The following is a 21,857-nucleotide window of genomic DNA, read 5'->3' on the forward strand; positions in this document are numbered from 1 at the left end:
GGGTTTGCAATCCCAGCACCACAAACCCGGCCGGACCATTGACCGCTAATTTAATGCCGGTGGTGGTAACGGATGATTGGAACAATAGCCACACATCAAACACATAGTCCTTGTTGGCTAGAACAGGAAATAATAACCCCGTTACATCGGCAAAGCTGGTAGTGGCATTGGCAACATCAGCACCAAGCCTAACGATGATTTCCGATTCCCCGCTGCTGGGGTGTGTGTGGTCAGTATTACTCTTGCCATCCAACGCCGCCTGCAATCCGGTGATGCCGCCTATGCTGTGGGAGTGATTGGTTGCAGCGTAACCTGTGTGCGTATGGTCAGCCGCTGCCTTGTTATTGAGGGCAACATTCAGTGCGGCAATATCGCCAATCTCCAGCGATTTGACGTTAAGCGTATCTCCATCGTAGGATAGCAGGTTGCCCGCCAGGGGCTTGCTACCGCTGGATATTTTGGATTTCTGCCACTCGGTAAACTCCTTATCCACCCGCTGCAATAACCGGCTGCCCTCTATCTGGTCAAGGCTATGGGTATGATTGCCTTTCAAGCGTTCCCACCGGCTTTGATGTTGCCGTAAATGTAAATGCCGATAGTGGCAAGGGCAGCGCCAAAGCAAATCCCCGCCATCAGGTAATCATCGGTTCGCATCACCTTGATAAGCGCCACCGCCACAATAGCCGCACAGGTCAGGAACTTGCGGCTGATGTAGTGTTTCCAATCAAATATCGCTGGCATATCTCCTCCTTACAGCTTGATGATAATTCCAAGTATGATGCCCAAAAAGCCCATGACAAGGGCGATCACATTAACGGTTGTTAGGGTGCCCACCTTGCCATCCAGCGTATCCAGTTTGGTAGAAAGTCCCTCGTGATCCGGGCAGTGTGGGGTGCTTTCCAATACGGTCAACCGGTGCAGTATTTCCTCGCGCTTGGTGCTATCGCAGCCGCCCCCGCCGTCCTGATCTGTTAGCAATGTCATGGAAGAATTCCCGTCTGTTCTATGGTTTCGTTGTTAGAGTGAGCGCGCACTAGATACTCCCCACCCGGCTCGCCGATGTTAGGTGGAGTTTCAAATTCAAATATCAGCCGTTCAGCCCCGCCGGGAATGACGGATTGCCAGCCTATCCACTGGTCAATAATCACAGACATGGATAGATAATCACTAGCTTGTGTAGTATCCACCCATGCCGTGATGTGATAATGGCCGCCATCCCGCACGGCATAACTCCCCACCCCGGCAATAACATTAGCAGGCGGCTCGGCGGGCTGACTGCACGCCAGCAGCAGGGCAAATAGAATTAATATATAGCGCATGGTTTTACCCCTTTATAACCCAGATTTTATCACTAATGCGAATACCAGTGGGAGCACCGCCTGCGGTCGCATTGACTTTATGACATATAAAGCTGCCATAATCCCCGCCTGCCAACATAATCGGCGCAGCGGTGGGGGCACCGGTAGTGCCCCAAGTCGGCGTCCATTCCGCCCTGCCAACCCGGGCACCAGAGGCTATGCGGCATTTATATGTGGCGTCCTCAGCCTCAGTCCCGGCGGCATCACAATGATAAAGTGAATAATCATTATCGCCGCCGCCCGCTGTTTGTAATGTTGCCAGCGTGTGAACCCCAACAATAACGCCCTCAATGCACGGATCAAAGCCCGCCCCATTATTGGTTTGTCTATCGGAATCAGAGAAGGTATTCAACGCTACTGCGCTAAAGGAAAAACTCTGATTGATGATTTCATAGTATTCATCGCCCAGCGGCATCCAGTAATTGCCGGATTTAGACATAAAGAACAATCCGACAAAAGCAATTAACCCGGTGCTGCCCGCCGGTGATCCGCCGGTATTGGAGATTTGCCAATAAAGGTCAGTAGCGGCGGCATTAACATCATGGTCAACATAAAAAACGGTATAATCCGCCGCAGCGCTGACATCAATAGTGCCCGGCGATGAACCGGCGCTATCTATAATCTCCATGGTCAAGTCCTCTGTGCCAGCAGTATTTTTATATACTACTACCAGACGCAGCTTTTTACCCTTGAAGCGGTTAAGCAGATAGGTGATATTGCCGCCGGTCATGGCACGGCTAAATACCGATTCTCCATTGCGAAACCTCACACTCCAATCATTCTTATTGCCAAATGTGCCGCCAGCCGCCGGGGCTGATACCGCAGGGGGTGCGCTTCCGGGCTGGATGCCCAGCGGGTATGCTTTTGTATATCCAGCATAGCCGGTAAAATATTGAAAGCAACCATCCGGGTGCATATTACCTTTCAATGACATTAGGGCATCCAGCGTCAGATTATCCTCGCCAATGATGCGGGGCAGAATGGTATCGGTTGCGGGGTCAATCAACACATTAATGTCGGTTGCCAGCTTAACCAGCACATCATCCTCAAGATTATCATCCTCAACCCAAAAGTCAGTATCAACCGGGCAATCATCCTCCATTGGCACGGATGCAGCATTATTAGCGTGATCCTCCGTCCCCCATGCAACCTCATCCTCCGCCGTTTTAAATGCACCCTCACGCCCTACCACCACTATATCAATGTTGGCAAGGGTCAAGGTGGTATAGTCAATAGGCAAAACTGCCGTGCCAAGATGGTATATCTCGGCATCGGTTAGCACGATATTGTCATTGACCGGCGGGGTGGTGCTGCCGCTATCCAATCGCCATGCCGTTTCGGTGGACACATCAAAGACATAAACCACATCACCTGCCCACACGATACCCATTGAATCGCCCAGCGTCCCGGATGGCGAGTTCATCACCTCAAGGTGCATCGCCGCCGCGATAGTGCCAGTGGAATCGCAGTCAGACCCTTGCGCGTAAGATAGAATACGGCAGCCACGTTCAAAGATAATGTCGTGCTCGGCGATGTGGCGGGTAGCATTAACCCGCTTTGATGCCACCGCCCCCTCTGATTGCACAAGGTTTATATAAGCCTCTACGGCGGTGCGTGCTCGTGAATAGAATTGTGACATTGTATGTCCTCCTATGCAGACCAGGGATAGATAAATTTGGGCTGCCCGGTATAGTATGCAGCATAAGCCAGCGTAGTGGAGTCAAGTTCAGCCCGCACAAAGCTGGCGCTATAAACATCGTGATAACACCCCAACATCACACTACCAACCCCAACTGATAGCTGCCCACAATATCCGGTAGTATAGTTGGCATCGGTGGTGGAGCCGACATACAAGTAATCAGCCATCATTGGGGTTTTGACCCAAACCCTATGCAGGGAACCGTTGAAATGAATCTTGAAATCAAACCAGGTATCAACCGCCAATGCTACCGGTGACGCGAACGAAACCAGCAATGTAGTATTGCGATAAATGGCAATCGTATTGGCAACCGGGTCAACCCGGATCGCATAATAGTTGGTCATGCCGACATTGGACCGCCAAATCAAACCGCCCACGCCATTGTTTACAAGGATTTGCGCCGTCATGTAACCATTGGCGGGCGTCACATAGTTCAATATGCTGCGCTCTGTGCCGGTGCAGGATAATCCCGCCGCCGGTTTATTGTTGATGCGCAGCCGGTCAACCACAGTAGTGCCGGTGGTTAACCATTGCGGCGGGATTTCGCCATCGCGATAAACCCCAAATTCCCACGGGCAGCCTGTCTCGGCATAGCTATGAACGCCCTCATCGGTAGGATCGTAAACGATTGCACTATCGCAATAGTGGCTGACTATCTCATTATCAGGTTCGGCGCTATCAAGGTTATCAACGCCAATCAGCGTGAATGATACTGCATAGCCCGCCGCCGCATTGCCATGAGACCAGGGATCGCGCAATGGACCACGCCACTTAACCCGGTATGCCTCGTCTTTATCGGAGTGGCGGCGGAATAGGAGCCAGTTCTTTGGGTTCTGCGCTACATAGCCCCGCAAGGCGCACAGGGATTGATATAGTTCTTTGGTGCAGGGGTCAATGGTTAAAGGGAACTCGCCACGGCAACCACGGTCAAGGAAATACAGCGAACCATCGGCAGCCGTTTCCTCAATGGGGTCAACATCAGGAAATGAGGTATCCTCCGGTTCGCTATCGCAGTGGGTATTCCAGGGCAATTCTATAACCACCCAGCGCCCACCAACATACCGATCCGCCAGCATGGTGCCGCCGATGTTATACCAAATCTCCGGCATCCCCACGCCATAAGCCTGATCGCTGATTTTAGCCATTTATATTCTCCTTGCCGTAACCATAATCATCTGATCCCGGTATTTTGGCGCCAAGTTCATTACTTGCACATTAATTGCCTGATGCTCGTCAATGATAGGGAAGGGATAATTGACCTCGTAAATATTCATCAAGTCAACCTCTTGCTCCATCCGCACCACTATTTCGTATATTTCGCTGGTATCAATAGCGTAGTAAAGGTTGGCATTCCATAAGGCTTGATTGTAATTGTCAATGCTGGGAATACTTAACCCCCGCGGGTCTATCTGCTTGCCCGCTTGCGCCGCTCCCCGCAAATAGTTGACACGCACCGAGCGCGGGGTTGGCTGCTCCTTTAGTGTGGGCGTGGGGCGCACTGCATCAAGGGCATCGCTGCTAACAGTCTGGTCACGCCGCCTGATGTTGATTTTACCATCAGCGTCAACATTGACCAGCATCCCCATTGATTGCACCGATAAGCCGAGCAGGTCAATTAAGCGCCCCCCGGTTGGCACAATGCTATCAACATGCCCGCTGTGATTCTGGCTAAACTTGGCAAGGTATCCGCCGGGGGCTGTTACTATCCAGCTATCATTGCCCGCCGCGATTGCCAACGCATTGCCGCCATCCTCGCCCCGCCCCAAATCTTGATGAACGGTTACGCTGCTGCCATCATATTTAAGGATTAAGCCGGTGCCCTCCTCCATAGCATAGATATTTCCGCCCTGCACCCAAAAATCACTTATCCAGTAATCATCGCTGTAATACTGCGCCTGCACATAAATCTCGGTTCCGGCAAGGGCATTGTTAAACACGATCCAGGTTTCATCCCTATTATCGCCGCAATTCTCCATGTAATAACCGAATTTGCCCGGCGGGATGGGATAGGTTAGCGGCACGCCAAAGGGAGCGCTATCCAATACCCGAATCTGCGTGCGGTTTTTCAGCAGAACGGTTGGCAGCGTAAGGCTAACTGCATCCAGCTTAACTTTGCATAAGCCGGTATCATCGGTTGTGATGGTGAACTTCTGCCCCGGCGGATCGTTGGCGTCAATGCGGGCGGTTAGCTGCCCGTCAATATCGCGGGCAGTATCCCGCACACAGTTATGCAACACCACCATATTTGTCCAATCGGCATCGTAGCGTATCCAGCGCCCCAAGCGGCGGGTTGCTACCAGCTTCCAGATATGCTTGCCAACGGCACTGCTGGGAACGCCGAGTTGCGGATAGACAACTGTGCGGGTATAAAAGTGAGCGCCCAGCCCGGAGGGGCTAAACAGGCTTTCGTTGAGGTCAACCATCCTGCCAATATGGTCATTATTGGTTGGTGGTGTGCCCTCCTCTGATATGCCGATAATATCACCGGCTTGCAAATCCACCGCGCCCAGACAATATAAGTCGTGGGAAATACCGTAAGGGTAAGGCGCTAAATTGCCCGTATCCACTACCGCCGCTATCTCCCCGCCGGTATCAACCCACTCATAGCTGATAGACTGCTCGGCAATGTGATGGTAGTTTCGCGCATAGTCAAATATATAAGCGTTGCCGTGCGTATAACGGGACTCGGATTCCAATACTTCATAAGATAATATCCCACTATCATTTATAGCCCAAAAATTAGTATCATACAATAAATCATATAAACTGCCAGTAGTTAAAGCTCTGTCCTGTTTACTATATGTTTTGCTTCTCGCCATAAATATAGTAGCAACATTATTATAATAGATAACACTATCAAGCCGCCCCTGCCTATGATCCCACACCCCCGGCGGCGTGTCATGCGCGGTATCCCTTTGTGTCCAGCCGTTAGCGAAATCGCAGATATAGCGGGGGCGTTCAAAGGTAATAACAAATGGCACTGCATCAGCTTCAGTTTTATCAGTGCTGGGTACCGGATGGTCAGCCCATTCCCCGGTTTGGGTTAATATTGCATACCAGCCCGGCTGTAATTCGGCGGGCAAGGTTATCCCGGTGTCAAGGCTAATATGTGATGCCGCCCCGCTATAAGCAGAGTTGCGGCGAAACACCTTGACGCTGGCGGTTTTGCGGGGGTTGCTGCCGGTTATAGGGCTTAACTCCACATCAACCATAGTCGGATAACCGATATAGACATTGGGGGTGAATGAATAAGCAGGCAACCAATTCGCCGTGAAGTCAGTTACGGGTGCAGTCACCACATGGAATATTCCGGTTGACTCTGATAGCGTCAGGGTTGTAGCAACACCATCATCAACAATATTCGTTATATAACCAGGATAATAACTGCGTCCATCAATGTAAACCATAATCCCATTATTAACGGCAAATGAAAGCCCAGTCCCATTAATCACAATCATATTATTTTGCACAAAACTACCAACCGGCAACCAAACAATCACGCTATTTTGCGGGTATCTGGTGTCAGCATAGGTTTGATCTGGTGGTGCTGGAATCGCGGCACCAATAGCCTCTGCGCTGGCATAGGCGGTTCCCCCGCTACCATTGCAAGCATAACGCAAGGCACGGCTGGCTATGCGTTCATGGGTATGTTGATACCAGGTGCGAATGGTAGTATTAACGCCGGTGGTTAGGTTGTGCGTAATCTCATAAACCCTGAATGACTCCTCGCTTGGCGATGAACCTATCGGCACGCTGACCGGCAAATGCTCCAGTAGCGCCCGCAAAACGCCAGCTTCGTAATTCAACCCTATCACGCAGAAATCATAGCCCGTTATTGCCGTCATGCCGGTATATGCGCCGTGATATTCCCATTCGTGAATTGTTAAATCGTAGCTTAATATCTTTTGCTTTACGCAAGCCCAAATCCTACCCCCGCCGTAAGCCAATGCGCGGGTATAACTGTTCGGCGTTACATCGGCAATATCATTAGTAATCAGCGCATATTCGGGGTGCTCGGCAAAGGATAGGTAGGGTTTATCATATTGGATCGCCGGCGATTGAATCTCCCCTGCTTGTGCGCCGAGTGCGGTGATAATCCGATTCGCCATCCAACCAAACCATCGCCCCTGCAAACAGGGATTGGCAGCCCCAAATTTATCATCGGTTATATGCCGCCAAATCACCAAGCCCATATCGCAGGTTAGGATGGTTTGCCCGTCCATGTGGCTGGCGGATACTTCTTCCACCCGCCCTACATACTTGGGAACTTCATCGCCGCCAACTGATTCATAGGCGGTGGCAAGGCAATAGCTGGTATCCGTCAATCCCTCTAAAAATCCACCGGGCAGCGTGGTTAAGGTTGGCACCTGCGATGTGAAAGCGGACACCGTAAAGTTGCCGCCGTTTATCTCCCCCGCAAAGTCCTCCAGCGATGAATTGGGGGTTACTTCAATTAGCGAACCTTCATCACCTGGCGGGGCATATTCTCCTGCCCAAAGCGTCAGGGGTGCCGTCATTGTGCCGCCGCCCATGCGCTGCAATACCACGCGGGAGATATCGCGGATAGGGGCGGGATTAGCCATTGCCGCCGCCAACCCTTCCCCTGCTGCGCCGTGCATCGCCGCTACGGTATGCCTTGTTTATCCCGCGCTCCACGCCTTCCTGTCCTATCACGGCGTCAGCTTGCACCTTTATATTGGTTATATTGGTTGTCCCTTTGCCTTGCACCCGCTGCACCAGGTTGCTTAATTGCGGGGGGTTAAGCACCAGTTCATCGCCATAGGGAGAATCGCCGATGATGGCGTTATTCTTTGCACCGAGCACCATGGTTGGCGACCCCACCCACTTGCCATAATCGCCGCCACCAGCAAAGGACCTCCACTTGCCGCCAGATAGATAGCCGCCACCCGCGAGGCTAATCCCACTCATTCCACCAAACAAACCCGACAGAATAGGACCAATGCCAGGAATGGCAGATAGTGTGGTGAATATAACGCTGATAAGCATATTGGCGATTGCCTTTGCCTTGTCCTGGCGGGTGGCTCCCTTATCAAACCCGATGGCAATTCCTTCCCCAACCGCATTACCAACGCTTTGCTGTAATCCCTCGGTATAAGAATCCCACAACTCTTTTTGTTCCTTCTTCTTCCCATAACGCTGGGCGCCGCGCTCCAACTCTTTGGGTGCAGGGACGGGAACACCCTGCCGCCTTAATAACCCATATTCAGCAGCGCCATAGCGAGTTCCTTCATATTCGGCAATCTGACGCTCCTGTATTTCCTGCGTATAATCATTGATCATCTTGGGTTGACCGGCAGTTCCCCCGCCACCAATCCCCGCCGTGCCGGGGGGCTGCCATTCCCCGGTTGTAAGGTCAATATCGCCAGGCTTGGTTTTTGGCACCCAAACTTCCTCACCATTCAGATTTATCCACGATCCCGATTGGCTCTTTTGCCCCTGCTCTATGATGAATTTGGCATATCCCTTTAGCGCTGGCACCAGTTCGGTCAATGTGGTTTTGGTGAGTATCTGCATAGCGCCAGATACATCAAAGCCCACTAATTTGCTTAATTTATTGACCTCATCGGTGTATTGCATATCGGCAAGTTTCAATGCCTCTTTAGCGGCGGCAACATCAATCTGCTGCCTTACCGCGTCCTGCTGGGTTAAGATAACCGCATTTTGCGCTTGCAGCACCTTTTCCTCTGCAACGGCAAGGTTCTGTGATGCCTTGCCCACCGAATCCAACTCGGGGCGTAAAAGCTGCATCTTGGTTGCTATGTCCTGTGCCGACATACCCGCTGCACGCATGGCATTTTCCAACATGGCGGCTGTTTCATTAGAGATTAGTTGCGCTGTTTGCGCCAGCCCAGCCTGCCCGCCCTTTTGCAGCAGTAACGCCCCGCGCCCAGCCTCTTGCGTTTTCTTAATCAATTCGTCAAGCTGCTGCGCAGCAACCATGTATCCCATGCCCGCTTGTTTGGCGGCATCGCTATTGGCAATCAATTCAGTTGCAGTTTTCTTTGCCTGCTCCTGCATCTTTGCCATATTATCAAGATAGCCGCCGATGGCGGATATTGCCACGCCTACGCCCAGCCCAATCCCGCCAAAGCCCGCCGCCACGCCAGCCAGCGAACCCGTCAAGCTGCCCATGCCGCCTTGCAAAGTATTAGCCAATCCGATGAATTTACGCTTATTTAATGAGGTTTTATCTATGCTCTTGCCAAGCTGGTCAAATGCGGTAGCAGACTTTTTGCCCTTATCAGTAACGCCGCCCAGCGCATCGCCAGCCGTGCCACTGGTTTTACCCAGCGCGCGTAAATCCCTCTCGGCATCGCGGGTTCCCTTGCCATCATAGATAGCCTTGATATTGAGGTCAGTGTCTATGCCATGCGCCATTACGCCAGCTCCCCACTCCACCAAGCCCAGCATACCGCCTGATTATACGGCAACCCAGCCGCCTTATCGCCCAGCAGCATATTTAGTTTTGCCAGCAATAGGGTTGTGCCGCGCCGCTGCCAGGGATGCTCCTTTGCCCACTTATTATGATTATCCCGTTCGTCCTTGGCGGTAGCACGCTCCCGCCTATCCATCAACTCGCCAATCTGTTTGTCACACCATAATTGATTCAACAGGATTTTACCGGCAAGCTCATTATCCATGCGTTCCTGCCACCACCGCGCCTCGTGATGATCCCACATCGGCAACTCCGTTTCGGTAGTGGTTAATTTCCCCATCTTATAATCATAGCCAACCCCCTGCACAAGTTGATACGCGCCCAGCCATGCCTGCGCTTTTTCCCATTGGCACGGGAATGCCTGCGCTGCTATGTAAAGCACGAAGGGATTGTAAAACGGCATTTTGAAAGCCCGCAGCCATACAGTGCGTTCAAGGCTTGGCAATACAGGGTTCATATACCAGAGCTTGTCTAAAAGCTCGGTAACGGTATCCCAATCAAAAGCGGCAGCCCGCCGCGCACCTACCGGCGTTAATATCTTCGCCAGTTCACCAGGTGATACGCGGCGACCCTTGCCGCCAAAATCGCCAAGCCTTACGTCCATTACGCGCCTACCATCTATTGACGGTGGGGAGCGCTGTGCCTTGAATCTGGTAGATTAATGTGCTTGCTTCACCCTCCGCGCCCTGCGCATTGCCACCAAAACGCAAAATGCTATCAGGATGCAGAATCATGCTAGGAATATCCCACAAAATACCGTGAATCGTGTCGGCGGGATCACCCTCAATCCATTCCGATGTAAAGAACACACCCGGGACTTCACTGGGGAAATAGTCGCCAGCCAGTATCGCGCTTTCGCCATTGGTGCTGTCAAGCGTGTGGCGAATGCGAACCTGCTCACCCTCTGCGTCAGTGTGGAAGGTTATAGTTGATGGCGGACCAACTGCAATCTGATATTCGGTATCATCGGCAGGCGCGCCGGTGCTGGGAGTCATTAGACTAAACTGACCATCCCCAACATGCGCAAACACTGTGATTTCGCCATCATCCGCCAAATCCTCATCAAGCGTGATTACAAACGGAGTCGCGGGCACAACATCATCCTGGTAAGTTATTTGCTTGCTGTTTGCTGCCAATGGCAAGCCCAGCAAATCAACCAATTCCACGCGGGTCAATGTGGCAACATTGTATGTAATACGGGCATATTCATATCCCGTATTCCAGGCGTTACCGTAATTCATGCCACCACCCCGGCGGGTAAATCCGGTTGGCTTTATCTCCATTGTGGCGTCGCCAATCCACCAATCCTCTTGATTGTCGCCCACCATCAGGACACACCGACCGTTATATACTCTTTGCTCTCCGGCAGCCATCGCTGCACCTCCTATGATTTACGCTAGTTGCGTAGGTTTTAAGGTCTGGCATCGGGTATCTGATGCCGCCAAGCCACTACTGCCATTACATATCTTGCGCCTTCTTCGCTGGGCATCAGCGTAACCTGGGGCTGGTTCTTAATCGTCCATTGTTGCTGTGATTTGCCCCATTCACAAACCACTTCCTTAATCCAACCGGATATTTCCATTAAACGGTTATTCGCCTCGCCAATCTCCATGCCATCAATATATAGCGTCAATGCACAATTATCTGACCAGAACTTGCCGCCAGGCGTGAAAGCGGTGGTGATGCGTAATGTGTAAGTGCCAATCCCTGCATCCTGCGTAAAGCACACCACATTGTTTATCGTATTCGGATACGCGGGTTGTGGGGATATGCCGCTGGTCAGGCGGGTTATAATGAAATCCCGTAAAGATTCAGCGCATGACTTAATATCCATTACTATTGCCTTTCTTTAATGCGTATCAAAAGAAAGTGTTTTTATTAGATAACTGCGGCAATATGCAGCAACATCTTCGCCGTCCTCTTTCTGCCACATCATAAACGGACGCGGGGGGATGGGGCGGGTTATGGCATTGCGCTGATGCGCTTTAACCGTATATACATTGCCCTTTGGACTTATACGTTGATGCTGTTTTACCGTTTCAACATAAGGTTCGCCCCCGGGGTCGCCGTAATGCAGCTTGGCGGCATAGGGTGTGTTGTTAACCAAATACGCTGTGTTGCCCTCTACGCGCAGCACGCCATCAGCGCCCACTTGCCCGCCCAGCCCTGTTGCCGCCATGAGATGTGAAGTGACGCGCAATAGCACGCCTTTCACATAGCCGTAACGATTCTCCAATATCTTCTCGGTTAATGGCTTGCGCGGCGCCCAGGGGGTAGGTCGCCCTAACGCTACAAAATTACGATGCACGCTGGTTTGCCCCACCTGAATAGCGATAAGCAGTAACGGCTCCGGATTGGCATTAATCATAGCCATCTTCTCCGCTATCTTATTGATGCCGCTTGCATCAATTGCCAGCGAAATAGTCATTACAGAATAGCCCCTCGCGCTGTTCCCGCATCGGTTTTGCCGTCAGCGCTGCCCCTGCCAAACAAGCTCCTACCATTATCGCGGATTCGGTTAAATGTTTGCTTGCGCCCCCGCTTGACCTCTAGTAGCGCCTTGTTTGCCATCCGCCGCAATGCCTTTGATTGTTCTCCACCAGCGGTTAGCCGAGCCAGCGCATAGTCAAGGATGGCATCGCGTATTTTATACCAGTCGCCGCCGGTGGTGCTTATCGTTCCATAACCCTTCGGCGTTATCTCCGAATAAGCCCATCCCTCCGCCTCGTCAAGCGCCGCCTGCTTTTGGGCATTCGTCCAACTTGACGCCGTCCATGCGGTTGATTTATATGCCTCTAAATTCGCTACTGTCAAATAAACACTCATGTCTATCACCTTGACCAGGGGCATAAGCCCCCGGTATTAAGTTATGCAATCAACCCGGTCAAAAGCGTTGCGTTTGTCCAGCTAATCACATTGTGGCATTGATAGAGGTTATACTTAAAGTCTATCGTGTTGTAGCGGAATCCAGTGTTTTCATTGCTGCTAAACTCATCGCCACCATCCGCAAGCAGACAGAAGTGCTGACCTGATGGCTTGCCGGATATGGTCATGTTGCCCTTTGTATAAAGCAAGCAACCACTCCACAGCGAAACCACCTCATCAATGTCAAACTTGCCATCCACTGCGTGCCCAGCCTGATATGTAGCCAGCCCAACATGCAGCTTAATCGGCGGGAAGGGATTAATGACCAGTGCGCGCTCCACACCAGCCAAAGGCAGCGTTGCGCCTTCACCCATCATGCCGGGGCTATAAAGCAGGAAGTTGCGCACATAGTCTTGGGAGTTGGCATTGCTTGCCAACGCTGCCCACTCTGCCGCACCCAGTAGTATATCGGTGGGGAACTTACCCGCCGCATACATCGCCGATAATGCCGTGATAAGCCCGCTGGTCTCATCGGTAAATGGATTGACCGTAGCATCGTTCCACTCGTCTCCTGTGCAGACTACATAATAGCCTGGTCCCGGAGTTGCATTGAGTGTATAGTTGCCCGTATTCAATACATTGGCGGCAATCTCGGCTTCCAGGGATGCGTAGAGAACTTCACGCAACCCAACGCCCATTTCGGTGTCAAGATCGTCTGGCGCACTTGTGCCCATCAGATGGTCAACATCGCGACCATCCAGCGCGCTCCAACGCTCCAATGGGAGCAGCATCTTCTCATAGTTGATTTTGTGCTGGGTGATTTCCTTGCCGCTATCATAAGGATGCTTAAACCGGCGGTAGTCGGGGTTTTGCTGCCCCTCGCTGCGGTATTTCCACATGGTTGCCATGCGCGCACCCTTTGATACCGGAACACGCCCAAAGACCTCACCAATGGGGGAACCATCGGGGTAGGTTGCTCCAGGAGGGAACAATAGCCCGGATATGATGGTTTCCTTTTGAACCGCAGGAATTAAGTAATCAAGATTCTTCGCATTGCTTGGTGCCATTTTCGTTCACCTCCTAAAGTTGCGCTTCGGTGCATTCACCGGAACAGCCCGGTGTATCACCTGATGGATGGAAATGTATGGGAATCCATTCGTCTGGTCCCGTTGCTGCCAGCGTCAAGCTAAAACCGCACCCCGTATATAGGTTCTCGTCAAGAACCCATTCAATGATGCGCCCCAAGCCGTCAGTCATAATGGGGGTATAAATCGGAATCTCCCCACCAGTATAAGCATAGACCTCAATATGAGCGCGATCCTCTATGGTGAGATGCTTGTCATGCGAGTATGCAAAGTAGTTGTCGGTGTCGGTTGCGTCAGCGTCCTTTTTAACGTCTTTGTTTTCCGGCAATACTATGCCATGCACGCCCATCCCCGTTGTATCGCAAGGCACTGGTCCTGATTCAACCAGGATATAGACAAGGTGCCAGGGATAATAGGTATATCCATCAACAGGAACGTGCCCGTGTGGACCCATTGTGCTGGGAGAACTATACATGCTACTTCACCCCCTCTAACAGCTTTGCCTGCTCGCTCTGTAATAGCTTGCGGGCATTGTAGGCGCGAGTATCAGCGATAAATTCAGAAGTCGGGGTAACGCCAGCAGCAATCAACTTTTGCATCCGCATATACTCCACAACCACATCATCGCTGGCACTTGACCATGCGGCTGATGTAGTGAGGTCACAGAGCTTGACCAGCTTGCTTTCCTCCACCTGCCCCATGTCAAACCGCTTGCCCCCCGCAAATGGCGGGGTCGGACGCGACACATGCAGCGCGGCGACTCCCTTGCGCACATCTTCAGCCGTGAGCTTTTTGCCCTGGTATCCATCGCGGAAATACTTGAACTCTCCTGCGCTGATAAACCCGGCGTTAGATTCGGCGAGTAGCATTTGGCTAATATCGCCAGCCTCCACTCTGCGCTCCAATTCAGCGATTTGTGCGGTCATTCTGGTTTTGCTCGGGTCGCACATTGCCGACGGGTCAATAACCTCCGGCTCGGGTGGTATTTCCTCCATGCCGGTTTCGGCGGGAGCGTCCTCGCTGATGGCACCAATGAGAATCAGAGCGCGCTTGAGTTCGTCAAACGCAGCACCCACATCGCCACTACCATCAACTGCATCGCCGACTGCTTTCAATATCTCCGGCATTGCCGCTTTGGTTGTCTTGACCAGAGCGCTTTCCGATGCTCCTTCGCCGCCCTTCTCTTGCAGTTTCTTTGCCTGCACATCCGCCCCAGAGGGCGCACCCTCGGGCGTCTTTTTGGGCTGTTGCATTGTTTCACCCTTCCTTTCTAACAGCGCCCGTAGGCGCGGTTCTTCAATGTCCGTCAATTCCATCTGACGAGTTGTTTTCCGTATCAAGTCCTCCGGTTTGTCAAGCCCCGGCACTGCTGGCAATGAACCCGGAGGCGCCAGCGCCAAGTGATGCACATAGGGAATAACCTCTTTGGTAGCGGTGGTTTTATCCTTATCCCGCCACATCTCCCCTAAAAACACACTCACACCAGGGAACGCCCCAGTTTCAATGAGTTCCTTCGCGTGCTGGGTATATGCAATGTCGGCTATTAATTCATGGGTTGATTCGTCAAAGACAAAAGCCATCACGCGCCCCAAATACTGCTTGCCTAATTGCCGGGCATCAAGCTCTGTCTTATCATCATGTCCTGTTATCAATACGCACATTTCAAAATCAGGATCGTAATAAATGGCACCGCCCCGCAACCGCTCGGCTGTATTTACACCCATGCGACCATCAATAGGTATGTCGGTGCTGCATACCCTAAACCCTTCTGCTATGTAGTGAAGCATATTACCCCCTTAATTTGGCAACCCGGGTGGCACGCCAACATACGGCTTGACGGGTTCCTGTTCGCCCATCCAGCCATTACGCTCTGCCTCCCGGTTAAGCACGGTTATCCGCACACATGCGCAGTTAAAGTCACAAGTTGTATTCCAACCATCCACCCATGCCTGATGCCCCTTTGGCGCTGCGAATAAGTGCATCTCCGGGTAGTGATAGAGATGGTGAACCGATAGACCGGGATTGGCAACCATCTGGTATCCCCACACAATATCCTGCACCGACTCGCTATCAGCAAGCGCCTTTTGCCCCTGCCCATAGGATTGCCCCGTTACCGTGCGGAACACCATCTCAAGATACGCTGGGCTGCTTGGCTCAATCCCTGCCGCTGACCACGCCGTCTCAAGTTGCGCCATAAACTGTTCTTTGGTCAACCCTTCATCCACCGCACGATATAGCGCCAGCCGCAAATCATCCACTATCTTTCGCGCACTCTGATTGGCAAATGTAAGGCTGCGACTGCGTATTGCCGCCGATGCAGCAGCCCAGTCCGCCAAGCCATAACGGGCGCTGCCATCCGCCAATGCCTGCAAAAATGAACGCAGGGAATCATCGGCAACATCTATCTTTGTAATGCCCTGTGGCTGCTCGGCTAATTTGGCATAGTTGGCAATGAGCTGGTCTGCATATTGGCGTTTCCACAATTCATTGCCATTATCCTTATAGCCAGCCAGCCAGCCGGTAATAGAGGCATCATAGATTCGGTTGGTCAGTTCAACCAGGTCAAGCCCGTTCTTCCTGACCTCACGCAAATCGCCGCTTTCTTTGGCACTATCAATCGCGTCAAGCAGAGGCTGAAACTTATCATTTATCTGCTCTTTGGTGGTCGCTGGTCCACGATAGGTCGCTGCCAGCTTATCCAAGCCAGAGCGCAGCGCAGGCATTACTCGCTTTGCAACCTGCACCGCATACAATTTGGCGGCGCCGATTATGCCCTCTGCTATGCGGCGCTGCTTATCGGTTTGCTCTATTAAGAACTTATCCCAGCCATCCACCACCCGCTTGCCCTCTGTAAAACCGAAGGGTTGCGCTGGTTTGGGGGCAGCCTTGACAAGCTCCTCGCCCGGCTGCGGCTCCGGCGCTCCTATCTTTTTACGCAGCCATTTTGCCTCTATCGCCACCTGATCAGCGACGCCCAATACCGCAGTTAGGCGGGGAGCGTCAAACTCGGTCTCGGGTTGCGTGATAATGTGATACTGTGGCGGTGTCTCGCCGGGATAATTATGCAGCCATATCCGGTCAACTATCTGCTGGAATAGTGGTTCCATCAAAGCCACCCAGCCCGCCTCACTGCGCCCCTGTGATTCAGCATGAACCTCTGATTGCGCAAGACTACCCGCACCACTTTGGGTCTGCATGTTGGCAAGGGTTTGACTGGTATATGCGTAACTTATCCCCGCTTCCATCTTGGCGAGCCAGGGTTGGAATATGTCACTGGTAGTGCGGGACATCTCGTGGAACTCAAGCGTATATTGATCCGGTGGATTATCCGGCATGGGGCTGGGCATCATCGGATCGGATTGCTCCGGCACCGGCACTTCACCAACTATCATGCCGGCGACGCGGGTATCTGCATCAATTATGTCATTCGCCCAGTCCTTTGCCCCAAGTGGCACCTTTGCCAGTATCCAGGGCAGGTCGTGGCGCTCCATGCCCTCAAGTGCCAGCGCATAAACATAGTTGTATATGTAGAGCAGCCGATAGCAACTTGAGATTACACCCCAACCATACGGACGCCAGGGGTCACGGGCACCAAGCCGCAACGATAGAACATCCTCACCTTCCCACGGAATACCGTAAGGCGCATAACGGGAATCGTTGAAATACGGTCGCGCCTTTTGGCTTAAATAGACATACTTGATAGCAAAGGACTGCACCGATTCAATCTCACTCGGTAAGGTCATGCTGCCTTGATTGATGAATGATAGCGTCAAATCAGAACGCCCATAATCCACTGCATCCCACAATAGCGCCTTTAGCGCTCCACTACCGTTGCCGAGTTGCGTTGGGATGTAGCGCTCCAAATACTTGCGCAACCATTCGCAGTGCTGCTTATGCTCGGGGTCACCAGAGGACTCTATTATCTCCTCCTCCAGCCCTTGTAGTGAACGCAATGCAGCGTCGCTAGTATCCCGTAATATCGGTTCGGTGCGGCGTAAATGTTCGTAAAGATGCAGTGGTGTGGTGAAACTGATTTGATTAGCACCCCAGGGACGATCGGAGTGCTGACGCTGGGGGTTGCGTATCTCCATGCCCTCAACCGGCGAAAACCACTGGTCACTTGCGCCGGTCATTATATTGGCAAGGTTAAGCCGCCACTTTTCCCACTTGATTGGTATGCCTTGTGGAGTTCCCATAAATGACCTCCACAATAGCTTATACTACCACTTTTGTTAAAGTCAAGCAATAAGATTTGTTGTCAATAGGTGTCAATGGTTGACAGTGCTATATTTGCTGCGATGGGGATATATAGATTATGATATTTGCTTGCTTAATCGTTGTTTGCCGCGTCCTCCGCTATCCCGCTTTTTAGTGGGGGTTGATGTTGGGGGGGGGCTGCCTTGCTTGGCATACCCAAGCCGCCGCGATGCTGACCACGCCAACATCGCCGCCGTTACCATATCATCGTGACATTCGTTATTAGCCTCATATCTATATCTCCCGCTCGGCAATGGGTGATAAAGGAAGTTATACATTTCATGCACCAATTTCTCGCCCAGTTCGCTATGCGCTATCGCCACCTCATTACGCTCCGATGCCACGCTGAAATCCAGCACCAGTTGTTCCTTCCAATTTAGGGGCGCATCCTTATATGGCAGCGCCCCCATAGTCACGCCGTAGCATCGTATCCCATGCTTGCAAAGTATCTCTATCACCGGCGAACCATAGCCCGTTGCATCAACCCATATCGGCAACCCGCCGCCGTATTTCTCCCATATTGGCTTGACCTTTTCAGCAACCATGTCCCAGCTTATCCCCTGCGTATGTAGCATGGGAAACATTGCGCCATCACGGGTGCAGGCAACCAACGCGGTATAGTCCACCGTTTGCCCCAAGTCCAACCCAAATGCTACCGGTACGCCTTCGCTTAACACGCCCAACTTGGCGCCAAGATTGAACGCCATCTCTGTGCCCAGGAATACCCCGCCGCTCGGCAAGCCCCAACGATTCAAGCATTCCCGTTCAAACACCAGTCGCGGAGTAGTGCGCTCGGCACGCAGCACCTTCTCCATCCACTGTTGTTGCGTAAGGTGCGCGGGCTTGATGGGATAACCCTGCTCGTCCATTGGATAATCAAACACCGTAAAGTAGTCGGGATCGGCGGGGGCACCCTTTAATACAAGTTCATGGATGAATGTGCCTGCCTTCTTTGACGTAATGTATAATCGCCGCACACCCGGGCGAAAGTTGTATTCGCAAATAGGGAAGAAGTCGGGGTGATAAAAGCAGCACTCTTCAAATATCCAATACTCCGGTTCCTTAATACCCCGGATACGATCCACGCCCTCCGTGTCCCGGCAAGTGAATGTCCACAATGTGCCACCACCGGGAATATAAACAGCCGCATCATCCTTGACATGGCGCAAACCAGGGATGCGGCGTTTTGCCTCTGGCACAAATGATTCCTTGATGTGCTTATATTCAATGGAACACCAGGCGCCGATTACATCTGGCTTTGCCCACGAGAATGGATTCTCCGGGTTAAGCAACTGCACCGCCGCCGCCGTTTTACCCACATCACGGGGGGCGGTGATAATAATAGCTGGCTTATCACAGGTCAATATCTGATGCCAAAAGTCATTTAGCACATAGGCTTGACGGGATAATGTCATGCGGTTACGCTCCCGCCATGTCTCGCCAGCGATACTCTTAACTGATTTCCGTGATGTCCGCACTAACACGGCGCAACTCCTCCATTATTGGTTTGATTATATCAGGTGCCAAGCCACGCGATTCCAGGATACTCTGCGCTTTCTTCAGCCACATCTCCCGCGCCCTATCCACAAAGGCGGCAATCTGCGCCTCCTCCATAGGAACCATCGGGCAGGCTTTAATGGCGGCGGTGATAATACTGGTTTCATCCTTATCCCAATCCCCACTATTGTAATGCTCCAGCGCAATACAAGCAGCGGTGCGCGCCAGGCGCTCCCATCGTTCCGGTGTGCCGGTAGTAGCGCGGCGCTTGGTAGTAATAGACGGAACAACCAACTTCGCCTGATCATCCGGCGACCGCTTCCACCCCGCCTTAACCCAAAGCTGGATGATTTTGCCCGCCTCGGTTTCCGGGATTTCCCCAAAATCACGGAGCTGGTAAACCCCAATCACCTTAATCCCGGCAGCGGTAAGTTCACTGTGTAATTTAGCAGCGATGCGCTTCAGCTCTACATTTGCCATGATTCCACCACCCCATTTGTTACAGATAGATGCTTGACAAAATCAAGTGTAACAAATCTGTAACACCGTAAGTTATTGATAATCCTACCTATTGTTACAAGTAACAGATGTAACAGATCAGTAGTTATGTGATGATAAAAATGGGGTCTAGGGACACCCCTAAATAACGGAGAAAAGTGAAAACCATCTGTAACACCTGTAACAGTAACAAGATTGTTATTTATCAATGACTTACGGCGTAACAGATTGTTACAGATGAATTTTCCAACCCCTTCATCTGTTACATTGTTATTTATCAATGACTTACGCAAATTACCCATCTCCCCTTGCATTTACATCTTTCTTCGGTAATCTCTTAACCGTCCATTCCCGCTTGATTTCCCCGTTTTTGCGGGTAGGTGGAGCCTTATCATATCCGAGCCGTGCCAGTTCTTTGCCGAGTGAAATGGCGCTCCCCTTGATGCTGGGATTAACTCGGTGCAACTCGGCAAGTATCTCGGTAGCGGACAGGTATTCAATTCCAATCTCGCTGGCGAACCCCTCTGGTTTATCAAAGAGGTCAAGAAAAGCCGATAGTATGTCCGGCTCCTGGTAGAATTGTTCGCTGTGTTCAAGCATTTCATAAATGAACCCACGATTATCAGCGAGTATATCATCCTTTTGGGCTAACGCTTGTGCCCACACCTGGTCACCGCAATAAGGGGGCAGTTCATCTATAGGGTCGTCAAGTGGATTGTCGGGTTCCAACTTAATCACCCAAAATCGGCGGTTGCCGGTAGGGTCAGATAGAAACCGATCATCATTGGTGTCACCGCAGAATGATGCCCGGCGGGGGCGGCTAATAGGATAGTGCCCGTATGCCTTGCGGTATTTGACTTTGGATAGCGTGAGATAACCCTTGAGGGTATTATAGTCAGCGCGCTGGAATGATGCCAGTTCGGAAACGTTGATGATAAAGTTATCAGATAGCGCCTCAAAACTATCTTTGTTGTGTAAGTCGGGCAATGTTTCGCTGTAATAGTCGTGGAGTTGCGGCGGACATAGATGGCGGAGGAATGTTGATTTGCCGATGCCCTGGGCGCCGGTCAATATGAGCATCCCCTGGGGAATGAACTCTGATGTAATGGAGGCGATGGATGCCGCAAGCCAGTGGCGCAGGATACTGGGCACTAATGCCGGTGAATGTTTGGTGTGTAATTTGGTGGCGAGTTCGGCTATATGGTCACCACCATCCCAGCTTAACCCTAATAGCCAGTCATTCACAGGGTTGGTGGATGGGCAGAATTCCGATTCAAGTATGCTGATGAAATAGTCTTTGGATGCTTTGGCGCGCTTTAATGATTCATCGGTGAATGGCAGGGTATGCCAGATGGTATTAAGGTCGCGCTCTGATAAGCGGGATACCTTGCCATTGGCTTTACGCATGAGAGCGTCAAGGAATCCATTATGGAATATGCCGTTGTGAGTGGCATGGTCAATCACGAGTTTGATGTGTTCTGGGATGTTTTGATCGGCAACAGATGTAGCGGGAGCAAAATCAGATACCTTAATAGTTGATTCGGGTTTTGGCGCTGCCCACTGCTTGCCATTATCTATCGCTTGCTGTAATACTTCATTGGCAAGTTCTTCCCCGTAGTAACCATCCTTTTCTTTATCCTGTATCCAATCATATATGTCGTATTTGTCGGATCGCTTGGGGTTGATATCCCACAAGATACACTCACCAATATCACCCAGCGCCCCCGCTATGGCATCGCCGACTTGCCGAGCATACTTGCGCCCGGGTGTATCGCAATCGGGGATAATAAGCCAGTGGGAACCAGGTATGGCGTAGTCTAAAAAATGACCGGGCTTGCTTGCCGCCCCCTGGTATAAACAGGTTGCAGTTAATCCAATCTTGATTAACGCCTCTGCCTTCTTCTCGCCCTCCACCACTATTATCCATTTGCCATCGTCAATAGCGGCAAGGATGCCGGGCAGATTATATGGCGTTGTTTTCCATTCAGCCAGCAATGACTTGAGTGGTTTACCTGTCTCGGCATCCACCGGGTAAAACGCTTTTTTGCCGGTGCCAGTTTCGCTTGCCTCTTTGCGCACCTTGACAAATAGGGTGCGTCCATCGGCGTCACGATAACCCTCGTAACGAGTGGTCATGCCGC

Annotated in this window: 20 protein-coding genes; all 20 read right to left on the reverse strand. The window is 51.7% G+C overall.

The genetic code is table 11. The features are described from left to right. Nucleotides 1-553, reverse strand: a 553-nt coding sequence (locus WC359_12685; protein MFA5401296.1) for a hypothetical protein, incomplete at its 3' end; no start/stop codon positions are given. Continuing rightward, nucleotides 550-741, reverse strand: coding sequence for a hypothetical protein (locus WC359_12690; GenBank protein ID MFA5401297.1), 192 nt, complete (start codon nucleotides 739-741; stop codon nucleotides 550-552). The genes WC359_12685 and WC359_12690, both read right to left, overlap by 4 nt. A 9-nt stretch (nucleotides 742-750) precedes the next feature. After that, nucleotides 751-984, reverse strand: a complete 234-nt coding sequence (locus WC359_12695; protein ID MFA5401298.1) for a hypothetical protein — start codon at nucleotides 982-984, stop codon at nucleotides 751-753. After that, the gene (locus WC359_12700) at nucleotides 981-1,319 is read right to left on the reverse strand and encodes a hypothetical protein (protein ID MFA5401299.1); all 339 of its coding nucleotides are present in this window, start codon (nucleotides 1,317-1,319) and stop codon (nucleotides 981-983) included. Before WC359_12700 ends, WC359_12695 begins: the two co-directional genes overlap by 4 nt. Nucleotides 1,320-1,323: 4 nt before the next feature. Continuing rightward, a complete protein-coding gene (locus tag WC359_12705) occupies nucleotides 1,324-2,997 on the reverse strand; it encodes a hypothetical protein (GenBank protein MFA5401300.1) in 1,674 nt (557 codons plus the stop codon). Nucleotides 2,998-3,008: 11 nt separating this feature from the next. Further along, complete coding sequence (locus WC359_12710; GenBank protein MFA5401301.1) at nucleotides 3,009-4,202, reverse strand: hypothetical protein; 1,194 nt, start codon at nucleotides 4,200-4,202, stop codon at nucleotides 3,009-3,011. Further along, nucleotides 4,203-7,640: a hypothetical protein gene (locus tag WC359_12715; protein MFA5401302.1), complete on the reverse strand. Its 3,438-nt coding sequence runs from the start codon at nucleotides 7,638-7,640 to the stop codon at nucleotides 4,203-4,205. It lies immediately after the preceding gene. After that, nucleotides 7,633-9,456, reverse strand: a complete 1,824-nt coding sequence (locus WC359_12720; protein ID MFA5401303.1) for a hypothetical protein — start codon at nucleotides 9,454-9,456, stop codon at nucleotides 7,633-7,635. Before WC359_12720 ends, WC359_12715 begins: the two co-directional genes overlap by 8 nt. Continuing rightward, a complete protein-coding gene (locus WC359_12725; protein ID MFA5401304.1) occupies nucleotides 9,456-10,118 on the reverse strand; it encodes a hypothetical protein in 663 nt (220 codons plus the stop codon). Before WC359_12725 ends, WC359_12720 begins: the two co-directional genes overlap by 1 nt. Before the next feature lie 7 nt (nucleotides 10,119-10,125). Next, complete coding sequence (locus tag WC359_12730) at nucleotides 10,126-10,887, reverse strand: hypothetical protein (protein ID MFA5401305.1); 762 nt, start codon at nucleotides 10,885-10,887, stop codon at nucleotides 10,126-10,128. Nucleotides 10,888-10,925: 38 nt separating this feature from the next. Continuing rightward, nucleotides 10,926-11,348 carry a hypothetical protein gene (locus tag WC359_12735; protein MFA5401306.1) on the reverse strand — a complete coding sequence of 141 codons (423 nt, stop codon included), beginning with the start codon at nucleotides 11,346-11,348 and terminating at the stop codon, nucleotides 10,926-10,928. A 15-nt stretch (nucleotides 11,349-11,363) separates the two neighbouring features. After that, a complete protein-coding gene (locus WC359_12740; protein ID MFA5401307.1) occupies nucleotides 11,364-11,942 on the reverse strand; it encodes a hypothetical protein in 579 nt (192 codons plus the stop codon). Continuing rightward, a complete protein-coding gene (locus tag WC359_12745; protein MFA5401308.1) occupies nucleotides 11,942-12,340 on the reverse strand; it encodes a hypothetical protein in 399 nt (132 codons plus the stop codon). The genes WC359_12740 and WC359_12745 overlap by 1 nt, the downstream gene beginning before the upstream one ends. 41 nt (nucleotides 12,341-12,381) lie before the next feature. After that, the gene (locus WC359_12750; protein MFA5401309.1) at nucleotides 12,382-13,446 is read right to left on the reverse strand and encodes a hypothetical protein; all 1,065 of its coding nucleotides are present in this window, start codon (nucleotides 13,444-13,446) and stop codon (nucleotides 12,382-12,384) included. Between the two features lie 13 nt (nucleotides 13,447-13,459). Then, nucleotides 13,460-13,939 carry a hypothetical protein gene (locus WC359_12755; protein ID MFA5401310.1) on the reverse strand — a complete coding sequence of 160 codons (480 nt, stop codon included), beginning with the start codon at nucleotides 13,937-13,939 and terminating at the stop codon, nucleotides 13,460-13,462. A 1-nt stretch (nucleotide 13,940) separates the two neighbouring features. Further along, nucleotides 13,941-15,251, reverse strand: a complete 1,311-nt coding sequence (locus tag WC359_12760; GenBank protein ID MFA5401311.1) for a hypothetical protein — start codon at nucleotides 15,249-15,251, stop codon at nucleotides 13,941-13,943. Nucleotides 15,252-15,260: 9 nt separating this feature from the next. Further along, entirely contained in the window at nucleotides 15,261-17,660 is a 2,400-nt protein-coding gene (locus tag WC359_12765) for a DUF935 family protein (GenBank protein MFA5401312.1), read from the reverse strand. A gap of 117 nt (nucleotides 17,661-17,777) precedes the next feature. Further along, nucleotides 17,778-19,136: a hypothetical protein gene (locus WC359_12770; protein ID MFA5401313.1), complete on the reverse strand. Its 1,359-nt coding sequence runs from the start codon at nucleotides 19,134-19,136 to the stop codon at nucleotides 17,778-17,780. Between the two features lie 37 nt (nucleotides 19,137-19,173). Next, nucleotides 19,174-19,698 carry a hypothetical protein gene (locus WC359_12775; GenBank protein ID MFA5401314.1) on the reverse strand — a complete coding sequence of 175 codons (525 nt, stop codon included), beginning with the start codon at nucleotides 19,696-19,698 and terminating at the stop codon, nucleotides 19,174-19,176. 312 nt (nucleotides 19,699-20,010) lie between these two features. Beyond that, nucleotides 20,011-21,852 (reverse strand): VapE domain-containing protein, encoded by a 1,842-nt coding sequence (locus WC359_12780; protein ID MFA5401315.1) that lies wholly within the window; start codon nucleotides 21,850-21,852, stop codon nucleotides 20,011-20,013. Between the last annotated feature and the right edge of the window lie 5 nt (nucleotides 21,853-21,857).

Source organism: Dehalococcoidia bacterium (assembly GCA_041653995.1).
In the GTDB taxonomy this organism is placed as follows: Bacteria; Chloroflexota; Dehalococcoidia; order GIF9; family UBA5629; genus CAIMUM01.

Coding starts and splice junctions, on each gene's coding strand:
- WC359_12690 (MFA5401297.1), bottom strand. CDS start 741: ATGCCAGCGATATTTGATTGGAAACACTACATCAGCCGCAAGTTCCTG.
- WC359_12695 (MFA5401298.1), bottom strand. CDS start 984: ATGACATTGCTAACAGATCAGGACGGCGGGGGCGGCTGCGATAGCACC.
- WC359_12700 (MFA5401299.1), bottom strand. CDS start 1,319: ATGCGCTATATATTAATTCTATTTGCCCTGCTGCTGGCGTGCAGTCAG.
- WC359_12705 (MFA5401300.1), bottom strand. CDS start 2,997: ATGTCACAATTCTATTCACGAGCACGCACCGCCGTAGAGGCTTATATA.
- WC359_12710 (MFA5401301.1), bottom strand. CDS start 4,202: ATGGCTAAAATCAGCGATCAGGCTTATGGCGTGGGGATGCCGGAGATT.
- WC359_12715 (MFA5401302.1), bottom strand. CDS start 7,640: ATGGCTAATCCCGCCCCTATCCGCGATATCTCCCGCGTGGTATTGCAG.
- WC359_12720 (MFA5401303.1), bottom strand. CDS start 9,456: ATGGCGCATGGCATAGACACTGACCTCAATATCAAGGCTATCTATGAT.
- WC359_12725 (MFA5401304.1), bottom strand. CDS start 10,118: ATGGACGTAAGGCTTGGCGATTTTGGCGGCAAGGGTCGCCGCGTATCA.
- WC359_12730 (MFA5401305.1), bottom strand. CDS start 10,887: ATGGCTGCCGGAGAGCAAAGAGTATATAACGGTCGGTGTGTCCTGATG.
- WC359_12735 (MFA5401306.1), bottom strand. CDS start 11,348: ATGGATATTAAGTCATGCGCTGAATCTTTACGGGATTTCATTATAACC.
- WC359_12740 (MFA5401307.1), bottom strand. CDS start 11,942: ATGACTATTTCGCTGGCAATTGATGCAAGCGGCATCAATAAGATAGCG.
- WC359_12745 (MFA5401308.1), bottom strand. CDS start 12,340: ATGAGTGTTTATTTGACAGTAGCGAATTTAGAGGCATATAAATCAACC.
- WC359_12750 (MFA5401309.1), bottom strand. CDS start 13,446: ATGGCACCAAGCAATGCGAAGAATCTTGATTACTTAATTCCTGCGGTT.
- WC359_12755 (MFA5401310.1), bottom strand. CDS start 13,939: ATGTATAGTTCTCCCAGCACAATGGGTCCACACGGGCACGTTCCTGTT.
- WC359_12760 (MFA5401311.1), bottom strand. CDS start 15,251: ATGCTTCACTACATAGCAGAAGGGTTTAGGGTATGCAGCACCGACATA.
- WC359_12765 (MFA5401312.1), bottom strand. CDS start 17,660: ATGGGAACTCCACAAGGCATACCAATCAAGTGGGAAAAGTGGCGGCTT.
- WC359_12770 (MFA5401313.1), bottom strand. CDS start 19,136: ATGACATTATCCCGTCAAGCCTATGTGCTAAATGACTTTTGGCATCAG.
- WC359_12775 (MFA5401314.1), bottom strand. CDS start 19,698: ATGGCAAATGTAGAGCTGAAGCGCATCGCTGCTAAATTACACAGTGAA.
- WC359_12780 (MFA5401315.1), bottom strand. CDS start 21,852: ATGACCACTCGTTACGAGGGTTATCGTGACGCCGATGGACGCACCCTA.